Here is a 15,361-nt window from a genome sequence, read left to right on the forward strand (position 1 = left end):
GCCACCGCCTCCCACCTTTGATGTGCATTGTCAGGGAGAAAGCATGAGTTCCACCAAAGACCCTTGCATCAGCATCTGCAAATTCAGCGACGACATCTGTGTCGGCTGTGGCCGCAGCAAGCGCGAAATCCGCGCCTGGAAGAAACTCGACAAGGTCGACAAGCGCGCGGTGCTGGCCGAAGCCGAACTGCGGCTGTTGGCGCTGGATGCCACCGGTCGGCGGAAAAGCAAATGACGCTGTGTTTATCGGCTAGTCTGTGATGCGCAACGCGCGTCATGCGCGTATGATTCGCGACCCTTTGGCGACGTATTCGCCCAAAGCCCCGCTTTCAACACTCTTCAGGCCATGCCTGACTCGACCCACCGGGAGGTGCTTAAGATGAACGACAAAGACCAGAACGACAGCCAGGAAATCGGCCCAGCAGGCGAAAAACTGCAAAAGGTGCTGGCGCGTATCGGCGTGGGCTCACGCCGCGACGTCGAAGCCTGGATCACCCAGAAGCGCATCAAGGTCAACGGCGTTGAAGCCACCCTCGGCCAACGCGTCGACCTGCACGATGCAATCACCATTGATGGCAAGGTCATCAAGCGTGAAGAGGCCGCCGAATCGGTGCGCCGCGTCATCATGTACAACAAGCCCGATGGCGAGATCTGCACCCGTGACGACCCAGAAGGCCGTCCGACCGTGTTCGACAAGATGCCCAAGCCCAAAGAAGGCCGCTGGATCAACATTGGCCGCCTCGACATCAACACCACCGGCTTGCTGATGTTCACCACCGACGGTGAGCTGGCCAACCGCCTGATGCACCCGTCTTACGAGATGGACCGTGAATACGCGGTGCGTGTACGGGGTGAAGTTGATGACGAGATGATCGAACGCCTCAAGGCGGGCGTGGTGCTGGAAGACGGCCCCGCCAAATTCACCGACATCAAGCAGGCGCCAGGCGGCGAAGGTTTTAACCATTGGTACCACTGCGTGGTGATGGAAGGCCGTAACCGCGAAGTCCGTCGCCTGTGGGAATCCCAGGGCCTGGTGGTCAGCCGCCTGAAGCGCGTGCGTTTCGGCCCGGTGTTCTTGAACTCCGACCTGCCGATGGGCCGCTGGCGCGAAATGAGCCAGTACGAAGTCGACATCCTCAGTGCCGAAGTTGGCCTGACGCCTGTTGCCATGCCGCAGATGAACGCCAAGAGCAAAGACAAGCTTGAGCGTATGCAGCGTAAATCGTCGCGACCAGTAGCGCGTACCGAGCGCGTTGCGCGCACCCTGCGCCCGGCGCTGAATGCGCCGGCTACCGGTGGCCGCATCTCGCGTGAGCCGCACATCGAAGGCGAGCGTCGCCCAACCGCGCCGTCGCGTCAGGAAGGCGAGCGTGCGCCACGCACTCCGCGTCCTGCGCGTGGTGAAGCGCCAGCCGCTGGTCGTGGCAACCGTGGTGAAGCTGGCCGCGGTACGCCGTCGTCCGATCGCCCGGCCGACAACGCCAGCACCAAACGCCCAGCCAAGCCGGCGCCAAAAAAGCGTCCAGGCCTGAAACTGGTCGCCGATGAGCCGTCGGGCAAGCGCCGTGGCGCACCGGCCGGTTCCGGTCAGCGCCCGGGTTTTGGTCGAAAGAAGCCTTGAAGGCAGCGGTGAGTTTTTAGCTGCAAGCTGCAAGTAAAAGCGTCAACTCTCGCGGGTTGGCGTTTTTTTTTGTGCAATGCACTTGGAAAGTGGGAGGGAGCAAGCCCCCTTCCACCTTTGAATTTGCAGTGTTTCAAGTCAGTTGTTTAGAACGCAAACGTCCCGTCAAACACCGGCTTGTCATCCAGCGCCAACACGCCACTGGCAAAGATCAGGTCCAGGTGATGGCTGCCCTTTTGCCCGCCGCCCAAGCCCAGGTGCAAGCCGCAATGGCGCTCTTCAAACCCGGCATTACGCGCGTACAGGTCCTTGACCCCTTCATTGGTGCCAATACCCAGCTCTTCGACGCGGCGGTTGGACGGGTTGGCGTTGAGGTATTTGTTGAAGTCATCCGCCAGCCCCGGCACATCGCTGGCTACGCCGCAAATCGTCGAGTTCTCGATCCACAGCTCCAGCGGTGATTGCAGCACGCCGTATTTACGCGCGAAGGGGATGGTGCTGAGAAACGTGCCGACAAACCGCACTTGGCCGTTGATGGCCTCGCTGTGGGTGGCGATCTCGCCGGGCGCCAAGTCGTGGTTGCCGACGCCGTTGATATTGGTCCACTTCTTGATGCTGCTCAGCGGCGCTTCCAGGCGTGAACCGTGCTTGTCGGTAAAGCTCAGCATGTTGGCCTGGGACATGTGCCGGATCAGCGTAGCGTTGAGGTCGGCAATGCGCTGCGGCTCGACGCTGAAGGTGTCGTAGAAGTAGTCGCCGTAATCTTTGAACAGCAGGGATTTTTTCCAGTGTTCAGCCATCACGCCCTGCAGGGCACGGATGAAGTCGGGGCCTTCCGCCCGTGGGTTGGGCAAGGTCGAGGAGTCGTACAGAAACAGGTACAGGTCGCAGGCTTCGATGGTCTGGGCCAGGGTTTCACTGGGCGTCAGGTCCAGGCGCTGCACCTGGAAGTTGAAACGGGCGGCACTGCCTTGGGTGATCGCCTGGGCAATGGCGTCATAACGTTCGGTATGGCCGAGTAGCACGGTGGGGCAGTTCAAGCCTTGCAGGGCGGGGTGGTGAGCGAGGTAGTAAAGAAAGTGTTCGACGGCGCGGGCCTTGTCCATGACGTGTGTCCTTGTGTGCCTTGGGTAAGGTGGCAGGTGCCGTGCACAGCACCTGCCGGTTACCTGCCGGGTGTTAGAAAGGCCACATCGCCGTGCCGAATGGCACAACGGCATCGGCTTGCATCATTTCAACGGCGGCCTCATGGGTCGGCGCTTCAAACCAATCGTCGAGTTGCAGTTCGGTTTCCAGGTCGTTTTCCAGTGCTTTCATGGTGTATCTCCTAGAGGACGTTGTTTGAGAACGGCTTGCCAGCGGGCTTCGCTGAGCAAGTGAATTAACCTAGGTGAGAGTGTTTCGAAATGCAAAAATTTTATTGACACGGTCTCATTTGAATTTTTTGTTCTGTTTTTTTGAGCTGGGTATTTTTTCAACAGAAACAGCGGACTGGCTGAACCGATTGATCAGAATTTTCTTACCGACAATTTTACGTTGGCTGACAGATCAAGCCGCGTGTAACGTGGATTTTACGGCGTGTAACGATGTGTTTACGCTTTTGCCAGGGTGTCATTGAGCATTGCCGCGCCGTAAGGAATATCTGACAGATTGTCACGGGCGCTTCGCGGCAGCGGCTTGAAGCTGTCGAGCGGTGTACAATTGCGCCGCGTTTTACTGTGACCGCCTGCTGCGTACCCCGCAAAAGGCCAAGACCCAGGGTTTACCGACCCTGATCACTCCGCCCGGCCACGCGCCGGACGGGTTCGATTTCGTCACAGATAAAAACAAACAGGTGACGCATGACCGTTAGCAATACGCTGTACTCCAGGTGCCTGCGCTGGGGTTTGAACGGCGCTGCTTGAGTCGGGATTCAAGTCAGCAACGTGCATTCAACATCATCAAACCTTGCGTGAGACCCTATTCATGAGTGAACCCCATTCCTCTTCAGGCGAGCTGAAACGCGGCCTGAAAAATCGTCATATCCAGTTGATCGCCCTCGGTGGCGCCATCGGCACGGGCCTGTTCCTCGGCTCGGCCGGGGTGCTCAAATCCGCCGGCCCGTCGATGATTCTGGGTTACGCGATCTGCGGCTTTATCGCTTTTATGATCATGCGCCAGCTTGGCGAAATGATCGTCGAAGAACCGGTCGCCGGTTCCTTCAGCCACTTTGCCCACAAATACTGGGGCGGTTTCGCCGGCTTCCTGTCGGGCTGGAACTGTTGGATTCTGTACATCCTGGTGGGCATGTCGGAACTCACCGCCGTCGGCAAATACGTGCACTACTGGTGGCCCGAGATTCCGACCTGGGTGTCGGCGGCGGCGTTTTTTATGTTGATCAACCTGATCAACCTAGCCAACGTCAAAGTGTTCGGTGAAGCCGAATTCTGGTTCGCCATTATCAAGGTCGTGGCCATTGTGGGCATGATCGCGCTGGGCAGTTACTTGCTGGTCAGTGGCAGCGGCGGCCCGCAAGCCTCGGTCAGCAACTTGTGGGAACACGGTGGCTTTTTCCCGCATGGCGTCGGCGGGCTGGTGATGGCCATGGCAATCATCATGTTCTCGTTCGGCGGCCTGGAAATGCTCGGCTTTACCGCCGCTGAAGCCGATCAGCCGCGCACGGTGATCCCCAAAGCCATCAACCAGGTGATCTACCGCATCCTGATTTTCTACATCGGCGCGCTGGTGGTGCTGTTGTCGCTGACGCCGTGGGACAGCCTGCTGGCGAGCCTTAACGCTTCGGGCGATGCCTACAGCGCCAGCCCGTTTGTGCAGGTGTTCTCGATGCTCGGCAGTAACACTGCCGCGCATATCCTCAACTTCGTGGTGCTGACCGCGGCGCTGTCGGTGTACAACAGCGGCACCTACTGCAACAGCCGCATGCTGCTGGGCATGGCGGAACAGGGCGATGCGCCCAAGGCATTGGCGAAAATCGACAGGCGCGGCGTGCCGGTGCGTTCGATTCTCGCCTCGGCGGCGATCACTCTGGTGGCCGTGTTGATGAACTACCTGATCCCGCAACATGCGCTGGAACTGTTGATGTCGTTGGTGGTGGCCACACTGGTGATCAACTGGGCGATGATCAGTTTTTCGCACTTCAAGTTCCGCCAGCACATGAACCGCAGCGCTCAGGTGCCGCTGTTCAAGGCGCTGTGGTACCCGTACGGCAACTACCTCTGCCTGGCCTTCGTGGCGTTTATTCTGGTGATCATGCTGATGACGCCGGGGATTCGCGTGTCGGTGTACGCGATCCCGCTGTGGGTGGCGTTTATGGCGCTGTGCTACTTCATCAAGAGCAAGCGCACGGCTGGCGCGACGCAGACCGCGGCGAGTACAGCGTTGAAGTAAACTGCCTGGCCTAAAGAAAACCCGGCACCTTGCCGGGTTTTTTGTGGCCGCTGGCGGGTTAGACTTGCGCCTGGTTTTAATCCATTCCCTGCCCGGAGGCCCCATGCAGCACACCGATATTGATGGCGGCAGCTTGCAGCGCGATGAACTGGAAGATTTGATCGACCGGCACAGCGGGCCGTTGCGCCTGATCGGCGTGGACCTGAGCGGGGCGGACCTGTCGCGCATGGCGCTGGACCACTGGGTGTTCGAGCGTTGCATCCTGGTGCAGAGCTCTTTTCTGGGCTCGCGCCTTGAAGGCACTCAATGGACCAGTTGCCGCGCGGCCCATGCCATCTTCGAGGCGGCGAACCTGTTGGAGGCGCAGTTCAACAGTTGCGACCTGAACAATACCCGTTGGCAGCGCAGCAAACTGTCCCAGGCAAGTTTTGCCCACTGCAAGCTGACCGGCGCCAACTTTACCCACTGCGCGTCCCTGGGGCTGAGCTTCAGCGAAACCCGCCTCAACAGTGCGTTTTTGTCGGGCCTGTCGTTTGCCCGAACCGTGCTGAATAATCTGGATTTCTCCGACAGCGACTTGTCGGATGCCGATTTTCGAAAAGCTGAATTGATCGACTGCAGCCTCGCCCACGCGCGCATCAATGGCGCCAACTTTGCCGGTGCCGACCTGCGCGGTGCGGATTTGAGCGGCTTTAGGCTTAATGATGCCAAACTGTTCAAAGGCGCCGTAATCTCCAAAGTCCAGGCGTCGATGTTGTTGTCCGAGTTGGGCTTGTCCGTTGCCTAAGGTTTTTGATTGATGCTGGTTATTTCCAACAACGTGCACCTGGCCGATGCCGAGATCGAGTTGACCGCGATTCGCGCCCAAGGCGCGGGTGGGCAGAACGTCAACAAGGTGTCGAGCGCCGTGCACCTGCGTTTTGATATTCCGGCGTCGTCGTTGCCGGAGTTTTACAAGGAGCGGTTGCTGGCGCTGCGCGATAGCCGTATCACCAGCGAGGGCGTGCTGGTGCTCAAAGCCCAGCAATACCGCACGCAGGAGCAGAACCGCGCGGATGCCCTGGAGCGCCTGGTGGAGTTGATCCTCAGCGCGACCAAGGTCGAGAAAAAGCGCCGCCCGACCAAACCCACGCTGGGTTCGAAAAAGCGTCGGCTGGAATCCAAAACCAAGCGCGGCAGCATCAAGGCCGGGCGCGGCAAGGTCGACTTCTAAGCGTCACGTGCTTCGCGAGCTTTGGGCGCTTGCCGGTACAGGTACACACTCAGCAGCAAGCCACCTGCAGCGGCGAGGGCGGCAAACAGGAAGATCGACGCAAAGCCGAAGCCTGCCGCCACCGCGCCGGCGAGCGGGCCAGTGATGCCCAGCGACAAATCGATAAACAGCGAATAAGCCCCCACCGCCGAACCACGGCTGGAGGCCGGCACCAGGTTGACGGCCTCGACCCCCAGCGCCGGGAACACCAGCGAAAAACCGAAGCCGCTTAACGCAGCCCCAGCCAAGGCCAGGTGCGCATCCGGCGCCAGCCACAGCAGCAGCAAGCCGAGAATCTCTACCGACAGGCAGGCAATCGCCACGCGAAAGCCGCCGATACGGTTGATCAAGTTGCCGAACAACAACCGCGCGCCGATAAAGCTGGCGCCGAACAGGCTCAGTGCCCACACCGCGTTATCCCAGTGCTGGGTGGTGTAATACAGGGTGATAAACGTGGCGATGGTGCCAAAGCCGATCGAGCCCAACGCCAACGCGCAGCCGTGGGGTAACACACGGCCCAGCACGTTCATGAACGGCAGGCGCACGCCGCTCACAATCGGCGCTGGCTCTTTGTTCCAGGCCAGCAGCACGCCCAGCACCGCCAGCAAAATAATGCTGACGCCCATGCTCCACAGGCCGAAATGGCTGACCAGCACGACCCCAAGCGGGGCACCCACGGCCAGCGCGCCGTAACTGGCGATGCCGTTCCACGAGATGACCTTGGCCGTATTGGCCGCACCCACCCGACCGATGCCCCAGCCGATGGCGCCCGAGCCCACCAGGCTTTCCGCGCTGCCCAGTACCAGCCGCCCGATCAACAGGCTGGCCAGGCTGATCGCCGGCAGGCTGGAAAACCACGCCGCGAGCAGCATGAACACGCCACTCAGGCCGCAGCCCACCAAGCCGATCAGCACCGCGCGCTTGCTGCCGAGGGTGTCGATGATTTTGCCCGCATACGGGCGGCTGAGCAGGGTGGCCAGGTATTGCACACTGATCACCAGGCCCGCGATAACCGCGCCATAGCCCAGTTCACTGTGCACGTAACCCGGCAACACGGCCAAGGGAATGCCGATGTTCAGGTAACCGATAAAGGTGAACAGCACGATGGAAACGACTTGCAGCGTAACCGCCATGGGGCGCTGGGTATCTGGCATGGGAGAGTTTCACTGTAGCAGCGGGTAAAGATAGGCTGCTAATGATACCGGCGCTTTGGCCAGGCGGGGCGGCAAAAAATCAAAAACTTCAGATCAGGCCTGAGCAGGCGTCAACATTTGCGTGGTTACCAGGGCCGCCAATGCGTTTTCCTGGGTGCCGAAGCGCTTGAGCAGCACGGCCTGTTTGTCTGCGCTGAGGCGGTTCCAGACGTCGACCATCTGCAAGGCTGCATCCAGTACTGCGGCGTCGGGGGGGTTGGCTGGGGTGTTGGAGGAGTTATCGGTCATGGCGGGTTTCTCAGATGATTCAGGCAGTGTGGAAAGCGCTCATTGTTGCGCTTTCCACACGGTCTGGTACGGCGTCAGTCGCGGCTTTCGCTGTCGACTGGTTTTGCTTCTTTGGCCTCAGGCTGCTGTTGTGGGCTGGCCTGCTGCGGTGTTGGCTGCTCAGCTGGGTGCAGGCTTGGGAAGGGGAGATTAGGTATCTCGTGCATAGTCGTCGCTCCTCGCAAGGTCTGTGTTGAATCGCAGGTGTGTCCGCGCTCTTAAAAAGCCTTGGCAGGATACAGCACTGTAAATGACAAAAAGACTTTTATATCGACGATTGCGGGAACCTTTATTTTTTAGCAAGTGACAAGAGGTCACACGCCTAGAACGGCACCTTGCCCAGAATCATGTCGCGGTACATCACAAAATCGCCGAGCAAACTGTAGAACGGGTGCTGAAAGGTCGCCGGGCGATTCTTTTCGAAGAAGAAGTGGCCGATCCAGGCAAAGCTGTAACCGGCAATGGGCAGGGCAATCAGCAGGGCCAGCGAGCCTCTGCCGATGGCATAGGCCGCAATACCAATCACCAATGTAGTGCCGATAAAATGCAGGCGCCGGCACGTGCTGTTGCTGTGTTCGCTCAGGTAGTAAACGTAGAACTCGGCGAAGCTGTTGAATTGTTTGACGTTTTCCACGGTTGCGGGCCCTCGGTGGGTGGTGCTGCCCAGCGCGTGTACGGTGGGTAGCTTATTTGAGTCTAGAGTGATCAGTGGTAACAGCCAGTGACAATAGATGCCACTTTAGTATCCTTGCCTTCCTGGCTACTGTTTTTAAGCCTGCTTTATTAAGAAGACGCCATGAGCGAACGAACAACTTCTGCAAGCTGGGCGATGGGGATAGTCAAGGCGTTGGAAATGGATGGCCTCGACTGCCGCGTCTTGTTCAAGCAACTGGGCCTGGACTACGCCGCCCTCAGTGACCCTGACGCGCGTTTTGCGCAGGACTCCATGACGCGGCTGTGGCAACGGGCAGTCGAGCTGTCGGGCAACCCGGCAATTGGGTTGAACATGGGCAAGGTGGTGCGCCCGGCGTCGTTTCACGTGGCCGGTTATGCGCTGATGTCGAGCAACACCTTGGCTGAAGGCTTCAGGCGTCTGGTGCGCTACCAGCGGATCATCGCCGAAAGCGCCGACTTGAGTTTTCGACTGTTACCCGACGGCTATGCGCTGATTCTGACAGTGCACGGTGATCACTTGCCGCCGACCCGGCAAAGCGCCGAAGCCTCGCTGGCCAGTGCATTGGCGCTGTGCGGCTGGCTTACCGGGCGCACCTTGCAACCGCGCAAGGTGGTGTTGCAAGGCGAGCAACCAGCGGACCTTTCGCCCTACAAACTGGCCTTCCACGCGCCGCTTGAATTCAATGCAGCGTACGACGCGCTGATTTTCGAGCGGGCGGACATGGAGGCTCCGCTGCCCACGGCCAACGAGGCGATGGCACTGTTGCATGATCGGTTCGCCGGCGAATACCTCGCGCGGTTTTCCGAGAGCCGCGTCACCCACAAAGCGCGTCAGGTGTTGTGCCGTCTGTTGCCTCAGGGCGAACCCAAGCGCGAAGTGGTTGCGCAGACCCTGCACCTTTCGCAGCGCACCTTGCAGCGGCGCTTGCAGGAGGAGGGCACGAGTTTTCAGACGCTGCTCGACGACACTCGCCGCGAACTCGCCGAGCAATACCTGGCGCAGCCGAGCATGACCTTGCTGGAAATTGCCTACCTGTTGGGCTTTGCCGACCCGAGCAACTTCTTCCGCGCGTTTCGCCGCTGGTTCGATGCCACGCCCGGCGAGTACCGGGCGCGGTTGCTGGTGGCGTTGACGGTCAGTGACGCCAGAACGCCGGAATACACAGCACAAAGACCGTAATGATCTCCAACCGCCCCAACAGCATGCCGAATGACAAGATCCATTTGGCCGCATCCGGCAGGCTGGAGAAGTTGCCCGCCGGGCCGATGGTTTCGCCCAAGCCCGGGCCCACGCCCGACACGGTGCTGGCGGCGCCGGTCAAGGCGGTCATCCAGTCCAGGCCGAGCAACGACAGGGCCAGCGCGATGGCGCAGATGGTGATGGCGAAGAAGAACGAAAACGTCAGAATCGAGCGTACGATTTCTTCGTCGAGCCGGTGGCCGTTGTACTTCTGCTTGATCACCGCGCGTGGGTGAATCAGTTGGTTCAAGTTGGCCTTGAGCAAGATGTAGGCGACCTGGAACCGGAAAATCTTGATCCCGCCCGCGGTAGAGCCCGAACAGCCGCCGACGAAGCCCAGGTAGAAGAACAACATCAGTGAGAAGTTGCCCCAGATGCTGTAGTCCCCGAGTGCAAAGCCGGTAGTGGTGACCACTGAAGTGACGTTCACCGCCACATGGCGCAACGCTTCCAGCCAGGGCAAATTGGTGGTCCACCAGTACCAGGTGCCGAGTACCAGCCAGGTCACCAGCAGCAAACCGAGCAGGCCTTGCACCTGTTGATCCTTGAGCAGCGCCTGGCGGTTACCGCGCAAGGTGGCCACATACAAGGTGAACGGCAAGCTGCCGAGAATCATCACGACCACCGCCACCCAGTGCACTGCCGGTTGTTTCCAGTGGGCCAGGGATTCATCGGAGGTGGAAAAACCACCGGTGGAAATCGCCGACATCGCGTGATTGATCGCGTCGAACAGGCCCATTCCGGCCCACCAGAACGCCAGGCTGCCCAGAATGGTGATGCCCACATACGCTGCCACAATCAGGCGCGCCACCATGTGTGAGCGGGGCATGACTTTTTCCGAGCGGTCCGAGGATTCGGTTTGAAACAGGCGCATGCCGCCAATACGCAGCAGCGGCAGAATCGCGACGGCCATGCCGATAAAGCCGATACCGCCGAGCCAATGCAGCAGTGAGCGCCATATCAATATGCCGGGGGACATGCTGTCCAATCCGCTCAACACGGTGGAACCGGTGGCGGTGATGCCGGACATGCTTTCAAAGAATGAGTCGGTGTAGCTGATGTGCTGGGTCAGTAAAAACGGCAGCGCGGCGAAGATGCACACGACCAGCCAACTGGTGACGGTCAGCAAGTACATGTCGCGCGGGCGAAGGTGAACGTGTTCGGGGCGGCCGGGGATGACCAGCGCCAGGCCCGCGAGAAAGGTGATCAGGCTGGCCCACAGAAACGACGGCAAGTCGGCGGTGCGTTCGAAGATCACCAGGGTGGCCATTGGGATGACCATGGCGATCGCCAGCGTGATCAGGAAGATGCCGATGATGAAACCGATGATGCGTAGGGTCGGCAACGCCATGAAGTGTGCTCGGGTGGTCGGGGTGGAGGCGCCATTCTACCTGTCCAGGAATGCCGACCCAATCTCTAAAACCGAATGCAAGCAAATGTGGGAGCGGGCTTGCTCGCGATGGCTTCAACCCGGTATGCCTGTTGTACCGGGGTGTCTGCATCGCGAGCAAGCCCGCTCCCACATGATTTCACAGCGCCGGATCAGAACTCGTGATCAGCGCTATCCGGGTTCAAGTCACTGATCCCCAACTTACCCGCAGCCGTCTCAATCGAACCGGTTTGCTTGACCAGCGCCGCAATCGCATCGCGCACGATCTGATTGCCCGCGTCATTGCCGGCGGCAATCAGTTGGTCGTAATGCTCACCCTTGTTGGCGTGGTCAACCATCACCTGAATCTTCGCTTCGGTGGCGGCAAGATCGGCTTTCAACGCGGTATCAGCCGCCGGGTCAGCCTTGGCCACCAGCGACGACAAGCTTGCGCCCGTCATTTTGGTGCCGTCGGTGCGGGTGTACTCGCCCAGGTAAACGTTACGAATACCCTTGGCATCATAGAAGTGCGAGTTGTGCGTGTTATCGCTGAAGCAATCCTGCTCGTCTTCCGGCGAGTTGGCTTCCAGGGAAACCTTCATGCGCTCACCGGCCAGTTCGCCGAGGGACAGGCTGCCCATGCCGAACAACATTTTGCGCAGGCCGTCGGTGGCAGGTTCTGCCTCCAGCGTGGCGCGGTAGTTGTCTTCGACATCAGGTTTCCAGTTGCCGACCATTTCTTCCAGGTCGCTGACCAGCAGTTGAGTCACCGAGCGCAGATAGGTACGGCGGCGCTCGTTGTGGCCGCCGGTTGCACCGTCGCCGGTCAGGTAGTCCGACGCCGGGCGGTTGCCTGCGCCAGGGCCGGTGCCGTTGAGGTCTTGGCCCCAGAGCAGGAATTCGATGGCGTGGTAGCCGGTGGCGACGTTGGCTTCGGAGCCGCCCAGCTCATTCAGGCTGGCGAGTTTTTCCGGGGTGATTTCCTTAACGTCGACCTTGTCTTCGCCGACCTGAATTTCGGTGTTGGCGATGATATTGGCTGTAGCGCCTGGGTTACCCAAGGCGTGCTCGTAGGATTTGTCGACGTAGTCGATCAGGCCTTCGTCCAGCGGCCATGCGTTCACCTGGCCTTCCCAGTCGTCGATGATGGTGTTGCCGAAACGGAACACTTCGCTCTGCAGGTACGGCACGCGCGCGGCGACCCAAGCGGTGCGGGCCGCTTTCAGGGTGTCGTCGTTCGGGTTGGCGAGGAATGTATCGATCGCGGTTTGCAGGGTTTTCGCGGTGGATTCGGCATCGCTGTACACCGCAAACACCATATCAGCGTAATGCGCGACCACGGCCTTTGCCGCCGCTTCGTCGACTTGGCCGGCAGGCGTGGCAGCCGCTGGTGCGGCAGTGCTGGCAGCCGGGGTCGGCGCCTGAGGCGCGGCGGCTTTGTCTTTACCTTCGCCGCAGCCGGCGAGAGAAATGGCAATGGCCAGCAGACTGGCGGTGGCCAGGGGCATACGAATCATGGCGAACATCCTGCTTCGGTTGTTGATAGGGCGCGCGTGGGAGCGCAAAAACTGCGACATAATGCGAAAGATTTGCATTTTGTGTAAAGGTTTAAACGAGGGAAATATTTAGTATTGTTTCGCCCGATCAGAGAATCGCCGCGTTATTACGCTCCGCCAGTTTCAAATAAGCCGCCAACTCCCTGGCTGGCAGGGGTTTGCTGTAGTGATAGCCCTGACCCTCATGGCAGCCTTCGGAAATGATATAGGCCTCTTGCTCGGCCGTTTCCACGCCCTCGGCGATCACCTGCATGCCCAGGCTTTTACCGAGTTGGATGATGGCGCGCACGATGGTTGCGTCATCGTCGTCGTCGAGCAGGTCCTGGACGAAGCTCTTGTCGATTTTGATCTTGTCCAGCGGCAAGCTTTTCAGGTAACTCAGGGACGAATAGCCGGTGCCGAAGTCGTCAATTGCTATCAACGCCCCGGAACGACGCAGGCTCAGCAGGTGCTGGGCGGCGGTGCTGATGTCTTCCATCAGGCCGGTTTCGGTGACTTCCAGTTCAAGGCTGCGCGGCGGCAGGCGGTAGATCTGCATCAGGTTGTTGACCACCCGCGGCAACTCGGCGTGGTGCAATTGTACGGTGGACAGGTTGACGGCCATGCGCAGGGTGGTGAAACCCTGGTCATGCCATTCGCGCAACTGCCGGCACGCCTGGTCGAGTACCCATTCGCCAATCGGGATAATCGTACCGTTCTGTTCCGCCAGCGGGATGAACAAGTCTGGCGGCACCAGGCCGTGCTCCGGGTGCTGCCAGCGGATCAGTGCTTCCACGCCGACCACACGGTGATCGCGGTAGCTGATTTGCGGCTGGTAAACCAGGTAGAACTGGTCGCGGCCGAGGGCTTCGCGCAGGTCTTTTTCCAGTTCGCGGCGGCGGCGCATTTCACTGTCGACGCTGGCGATATAGAACTGATAGCGGTTGCGTGAGCGGCTCTTGGCCAGCGTCATGGTTTGTTCGGCTTTTTGCAGCAGCTTCTCGGTACTGTCGCCGTCTTCGGGGAAGAGCGTGATGCCGATGGTGGCACGCAGGCGAATCTGTTCGTGCTCCAGGGCGAATTCAGATTCCAGGTCATCGAGGATGCTTTGCGCCAGTTCTGCCGCTTCGTAAGGTTGGTCGATGTCGGCCTGTACCAGCGCAAACTGGTCGCCGCCCAAGCGAGCGAGGGTGCCCAGCCGCGCGCTGTGGGCGCGCAGGCGGTCGGCCAGGGCCAACAGCAATTTGTCGCCAGCCTGGTAGTTGAACTGTTCATTGACGCTTTTGAAGTCATCCAGCCCCACGCATAACACCGCGACACGGCGTTGCCTGCGTCCGGCATCGATCAAAATCTTGTCCAGTTGCTCTTGCAGCTTCTGGCGATTCGGCAGGCCGGTCAGATAATCGTACTGGCCCATGCGCAACAGGCTGGATTCGGCTTCGTGACGCAAGTGGGTGTTGCGCTCGATCGATTCGAGCAACTGGTTGGCGGTAGTTATCCACAGCCCCAGCTCGTTGCGTTCGTGGCCCTTGATCTGCGGGATCTTGTGTTCGCTGGGCCGGTCCGGATTGATCGAGGTCAAGTGCTCGATAATCCGCGACAACGGTTTGGTCAGCAGCCAGTGGTAGACCAGGTACAGCACCAAACCCAGGGCCAGGGCGCGCAGCACGCCGGAAATAAAAATGATCACTGAATTTACAAGAAAGCCTTCGCCGTAGGTGGCGGTGTCCAGCGTGATGCTCAGGTCGCCGTAATACTCACTGTAGGGGCCTTTGCCGACCAGTGAAGTGGTGAAGGTGCGCTCCTGGCCAAGAATCAGGTCGGTCAGCCAACGGGTGGAGGATTGTTGCAAGGCGCGGTTTTTTTCCGCAAGCATGGTTTCGTTGGGGTGGCCAATTGAGGCAATGCGCACGGCGTCATCTTGAAACAGACCTTCGATTACCTGCATGCCCATCTCGCGGTCCAGGCTGTAGACGGCCTGTGTAGAGGGGTCACGAAACATGTCGAGAATACGCTGTGCGTCAGCCGCCACCGCCTGGCGCGTCTTGTAGGCATCGAAGACGATTTGCGCCACGCTCAACGCCACGCCGACGATAAATGCCGACAGCAGCACAACCCGTAGCAACTTCACCGACAAGCTGTTTTTGAGTTCCAGCTTCAAAGGGTCATTCCTTGTTCCATGCGGGTAGCCTCAATATGCCATGAGTATTGGCAATCTCGTGATGGCAGTCAAAGGAACATTCAGGCGTCGGCTGGTTTGACAAGGAATCGACGGGGTTACGATGGCGCAGCAGCGAGGCGGACTGGCGTCCGCCTGCCTGAGGCAATTGCGCGGGCGCGCACTGTTACGCGTTTATCAGCTGTGAAAGGTCACCGAACGGCTCTCCAGTGCTAACTGGGCCGAAAACTGTATGTTTTGTTGGTTGTGACTGTGCGAATCCTGCATAGCTTGTTTGTCGTGACTGTGCGAAGTCTGCATAGAGTATTTTTCTTGACTATGCGAATTCTCGTGCGCCATCTTTTTTTGATCTCCTCCACCGTCTTTATTACCCGTTTTGCCAGCCGTTTGCGACTTGGCTATCTCACCGACCGTTTTAGCGATCTCGGTGACGGCTTTGAATGCTTCGCCAACGACAGGGAGAGCGGCTGAGGCGAGTCCGGTTATTGCGGCAATGGACATTGTAATTTCTCCGACAGGTAAGAGAGGCAAATTCCTCACGCTGACTAGGTGGCTCAATTCGCTCGCCGAGTTCCGAGGCCCTGGCCTTTATTCATTGCGCATAAAAAAGCCCGGCAAAATA

At 59.4% G+C, this 15,361-nt stretch carries 15 protein-coding genes; 6 read left to right on the forward strand and 9 right to left on the reverse strand.

Translation table 11 applies throughout. The annotated features are described in order from the left end of the window. Positions 1-43 precede the first annotated feature (43 nt). A complete protein-coding gene (locus tag AO240_RS24655; protein WP_058412447.1) occupies positions 44-235 on the forward strand; it encodes a DUF1289 domain-containing protein in 192 nt (63 codons plus the stop codon). A gap of 144 nt (positions 236-379) precedes the next feature. Next, positions 380-1,621, forward strand: coding sequence for a 23S rRNA pseudouridine(2605) synthase RluB (gene rluB, locus AO240_RS24660; protein WP_058412446.1), 1,242 nt, complete (start codon positions 380-382; stop codon positions 1,619-1,621). A gap of 146 nt (positions 1,622-1,767) precedes the next feature. Here rluB and AO240_RS24665 read toward each other — a convergent pair whose 3' ends face one another. Both AO240_RS24665 and AO240_RS28700 read right to left on the reverse strand, forming a co-directional pair. Next, the gene (locus AO240_RS24665; RefSeq protein ID WP_058412445.1) at positions 1,768-2,727 is read right to left on the reverse strand and encodes a hypothetical protein; all 960 of its coding nucleotides are present in this window, start codon (positions 2,725-2,727) and stop codon (positions 1,768-1,770) included. 73 nt (positions 2,728-2,800) lie between these two features. Beyond that, complete coding sequence (locus AO240_RS28700) at positions 2,801-2,938, reverse strand: hypothetical protein (protein ID WP_058412444.1); 138 nt, start codon at positions 2,936-2,938, stop codon at positions 2,801-2,803. 648 nt (positions 2,939-3,586) lie between these two features. On the opposite strand from AO240_RS28700, the gene AO240_RS24670 reads away from it, so the two are divergent. The 3 genes from AO240_RS24670 (at position 3,587) to arfB (ending at position 6,221) form a co-directional block, all read left to right on the forward strand. Continuing rightward, positions 3,587-5,008 (forward strand): amino acid permease, encoded by a 1,422-nt coding sequence (locus AO240_RS24670; RefSeq protein WP_099239992.1) that lies wholly within the window; start codon positions 3,587-3,589, stop codon positions 5,006-5,008. A 103-nt stretch (positions 5,009-5,111) separates the two neighbouring features. Beyond that, on the forward strand, positions 5,112-5,795 hold the full coding sequence (locus AO240_RS24675) for a pentapeptide repeat-containing protein (RefSeq protein WP_099239994.1): 684 nt from the start codon (positions 5,112-5,114) through the stop codon (positions 5,793-5,795). Between the two features lie 12 nt (positions 5,796-5,807). After that, a complete protein-coding gene (arfB, locus tag AO240_RS24680; RefSeq protein WP_099239996.1) occupies positions 5,808-6,221 on the forward strand; it encodes an alternative ribosome rescue aminoacyl-tRNA hydrolase ArfB in 414 nt (137 codons plus the stop codon). Here arfB and AO240_RS24685 read toward each other — a convergent pair. The 3 genes from AO240_RS24685 to AO240_RS24695 form a co-directional block, all read right to left on the reverse strand. Continuing rightward, positions 6,218-7,414 (reverse strand): MFS transporter, encoded by a 1,197-nt coding sequence (locus AO240_RS24685; RefSeq protein WP_099239998.1) that lies wholly within the window; start codon positions 7,412-7,414, stop codon positions 6,218-6,220. The genes arfB and AO240_RS24685 overlap by 4 nt on opposite strands. 93 nt (positions 7,415-7,507) lie before the next feature. After that, on the reverse strand, positions 7,508-7,702 hold the full coding sequence (locus tag AO240_RS24690) for a hypothetical protein (RefSeq protein WP_099240000.1): 195 nt from the start codon (positions 7,700-7,702) through the stop codon (positions 7,508-7,510). Between the two features lie 361 nt (positions 7,703-8,063). Continuing rightward, positions 8,064-8,375, reverse strand: coding sequence for a DUF962 domain-containing protein (locus AO240_RS24695; protein WP_099240002.1), 312 nt, complete (start codon positions 8,373-8,375; stop codon positions 8,064-8,066). 162 nt (positions 8,376-8,537) lie between these two features. Between AO240_RS24695 and AO240_RS24700 the strand changes: the two genes are divergently transcribed. Beyond that, positions 8,538-9,596: an AraC family transcriptional regulator gene (locus tag AO240_RS24700; protein ID WP_099240004.1), complete on the forward strand. Its 1,059-nt coding sequence runs from the start codon at positions 8,538-8,540 to the stop codon at positions 9,594-9,596. Here the strand turns inward: AO240_RS24700 and AO240_RS24705 are convergent. The 4 genes from AO240_RS24705 to AO240_RS24725 all read right to left on the reverse strand — a co-directional run bounded on the left by AO240_RS24705 (position 9,553) and on the right by AO240_RS24725 (position 15,240). Then, positions 9,553-11,007: a TrkH family potassium uptake protein gene (locus tag AO240_RS24705; protein WP_058412437.1), complete on the reverse strand. Its 1,455-nt coding sequence runs from the start codon at positions 11,005-11,007 to the stop codon at positions 9,553-9,555. The genes AO240_RS24700 and AO240_RS24705 overlap by 44 nt on opposite strands. Before the next feature lie 191 nt (positions 11,008-11,198). Further along, positions 11,199-12,542, reverse strand: coding sequence for an imelysin family protein (locus AO240_RS24715; RefSeq protein WP_099240006.1), 1,344 nt, complete (start codon positions 12,540-12,542; stop codon positions 11,199-11,201). Between the two features lie 127 nt (positions 12,543-12,669). Further along, positions 12,670-14,721 (reverse strand): bifunctional diguanylate cyclase/phosphodiesterase, encoded by a 2,052-nt coding sequence (locus AO240_RS24720; protein WP_099240008.1) that lies wholly within the window; start codon positions 14,719-14,721, stop codon positions 12,670-12,672. Positions 14,722-14,916: 195 nt separating this feature from the next. Continuing rightward, positions 14,917-15,240, reverse strand: a complete 324-nt coding sequence (locus AO240_RS24725) for a hypothetical protein (RefSeq protein WP_099240010.1) — start codon at positions 15,238-15,240, stop codon at positions 14,917-14,919. Positions 15,241-15,361: the final 121 nt, after the last annotated feature.

The organism is Pseudomonas sp. ICMP 460, from assembly GCF_002723595.1.
GTDB lineage: Bacteria > Pseudomonadota > Gammaproteobacteria > Pseudomonadales > Pseudomonadaceae > Aquipseudomonas > Aquipseudomonas kitaguniensis.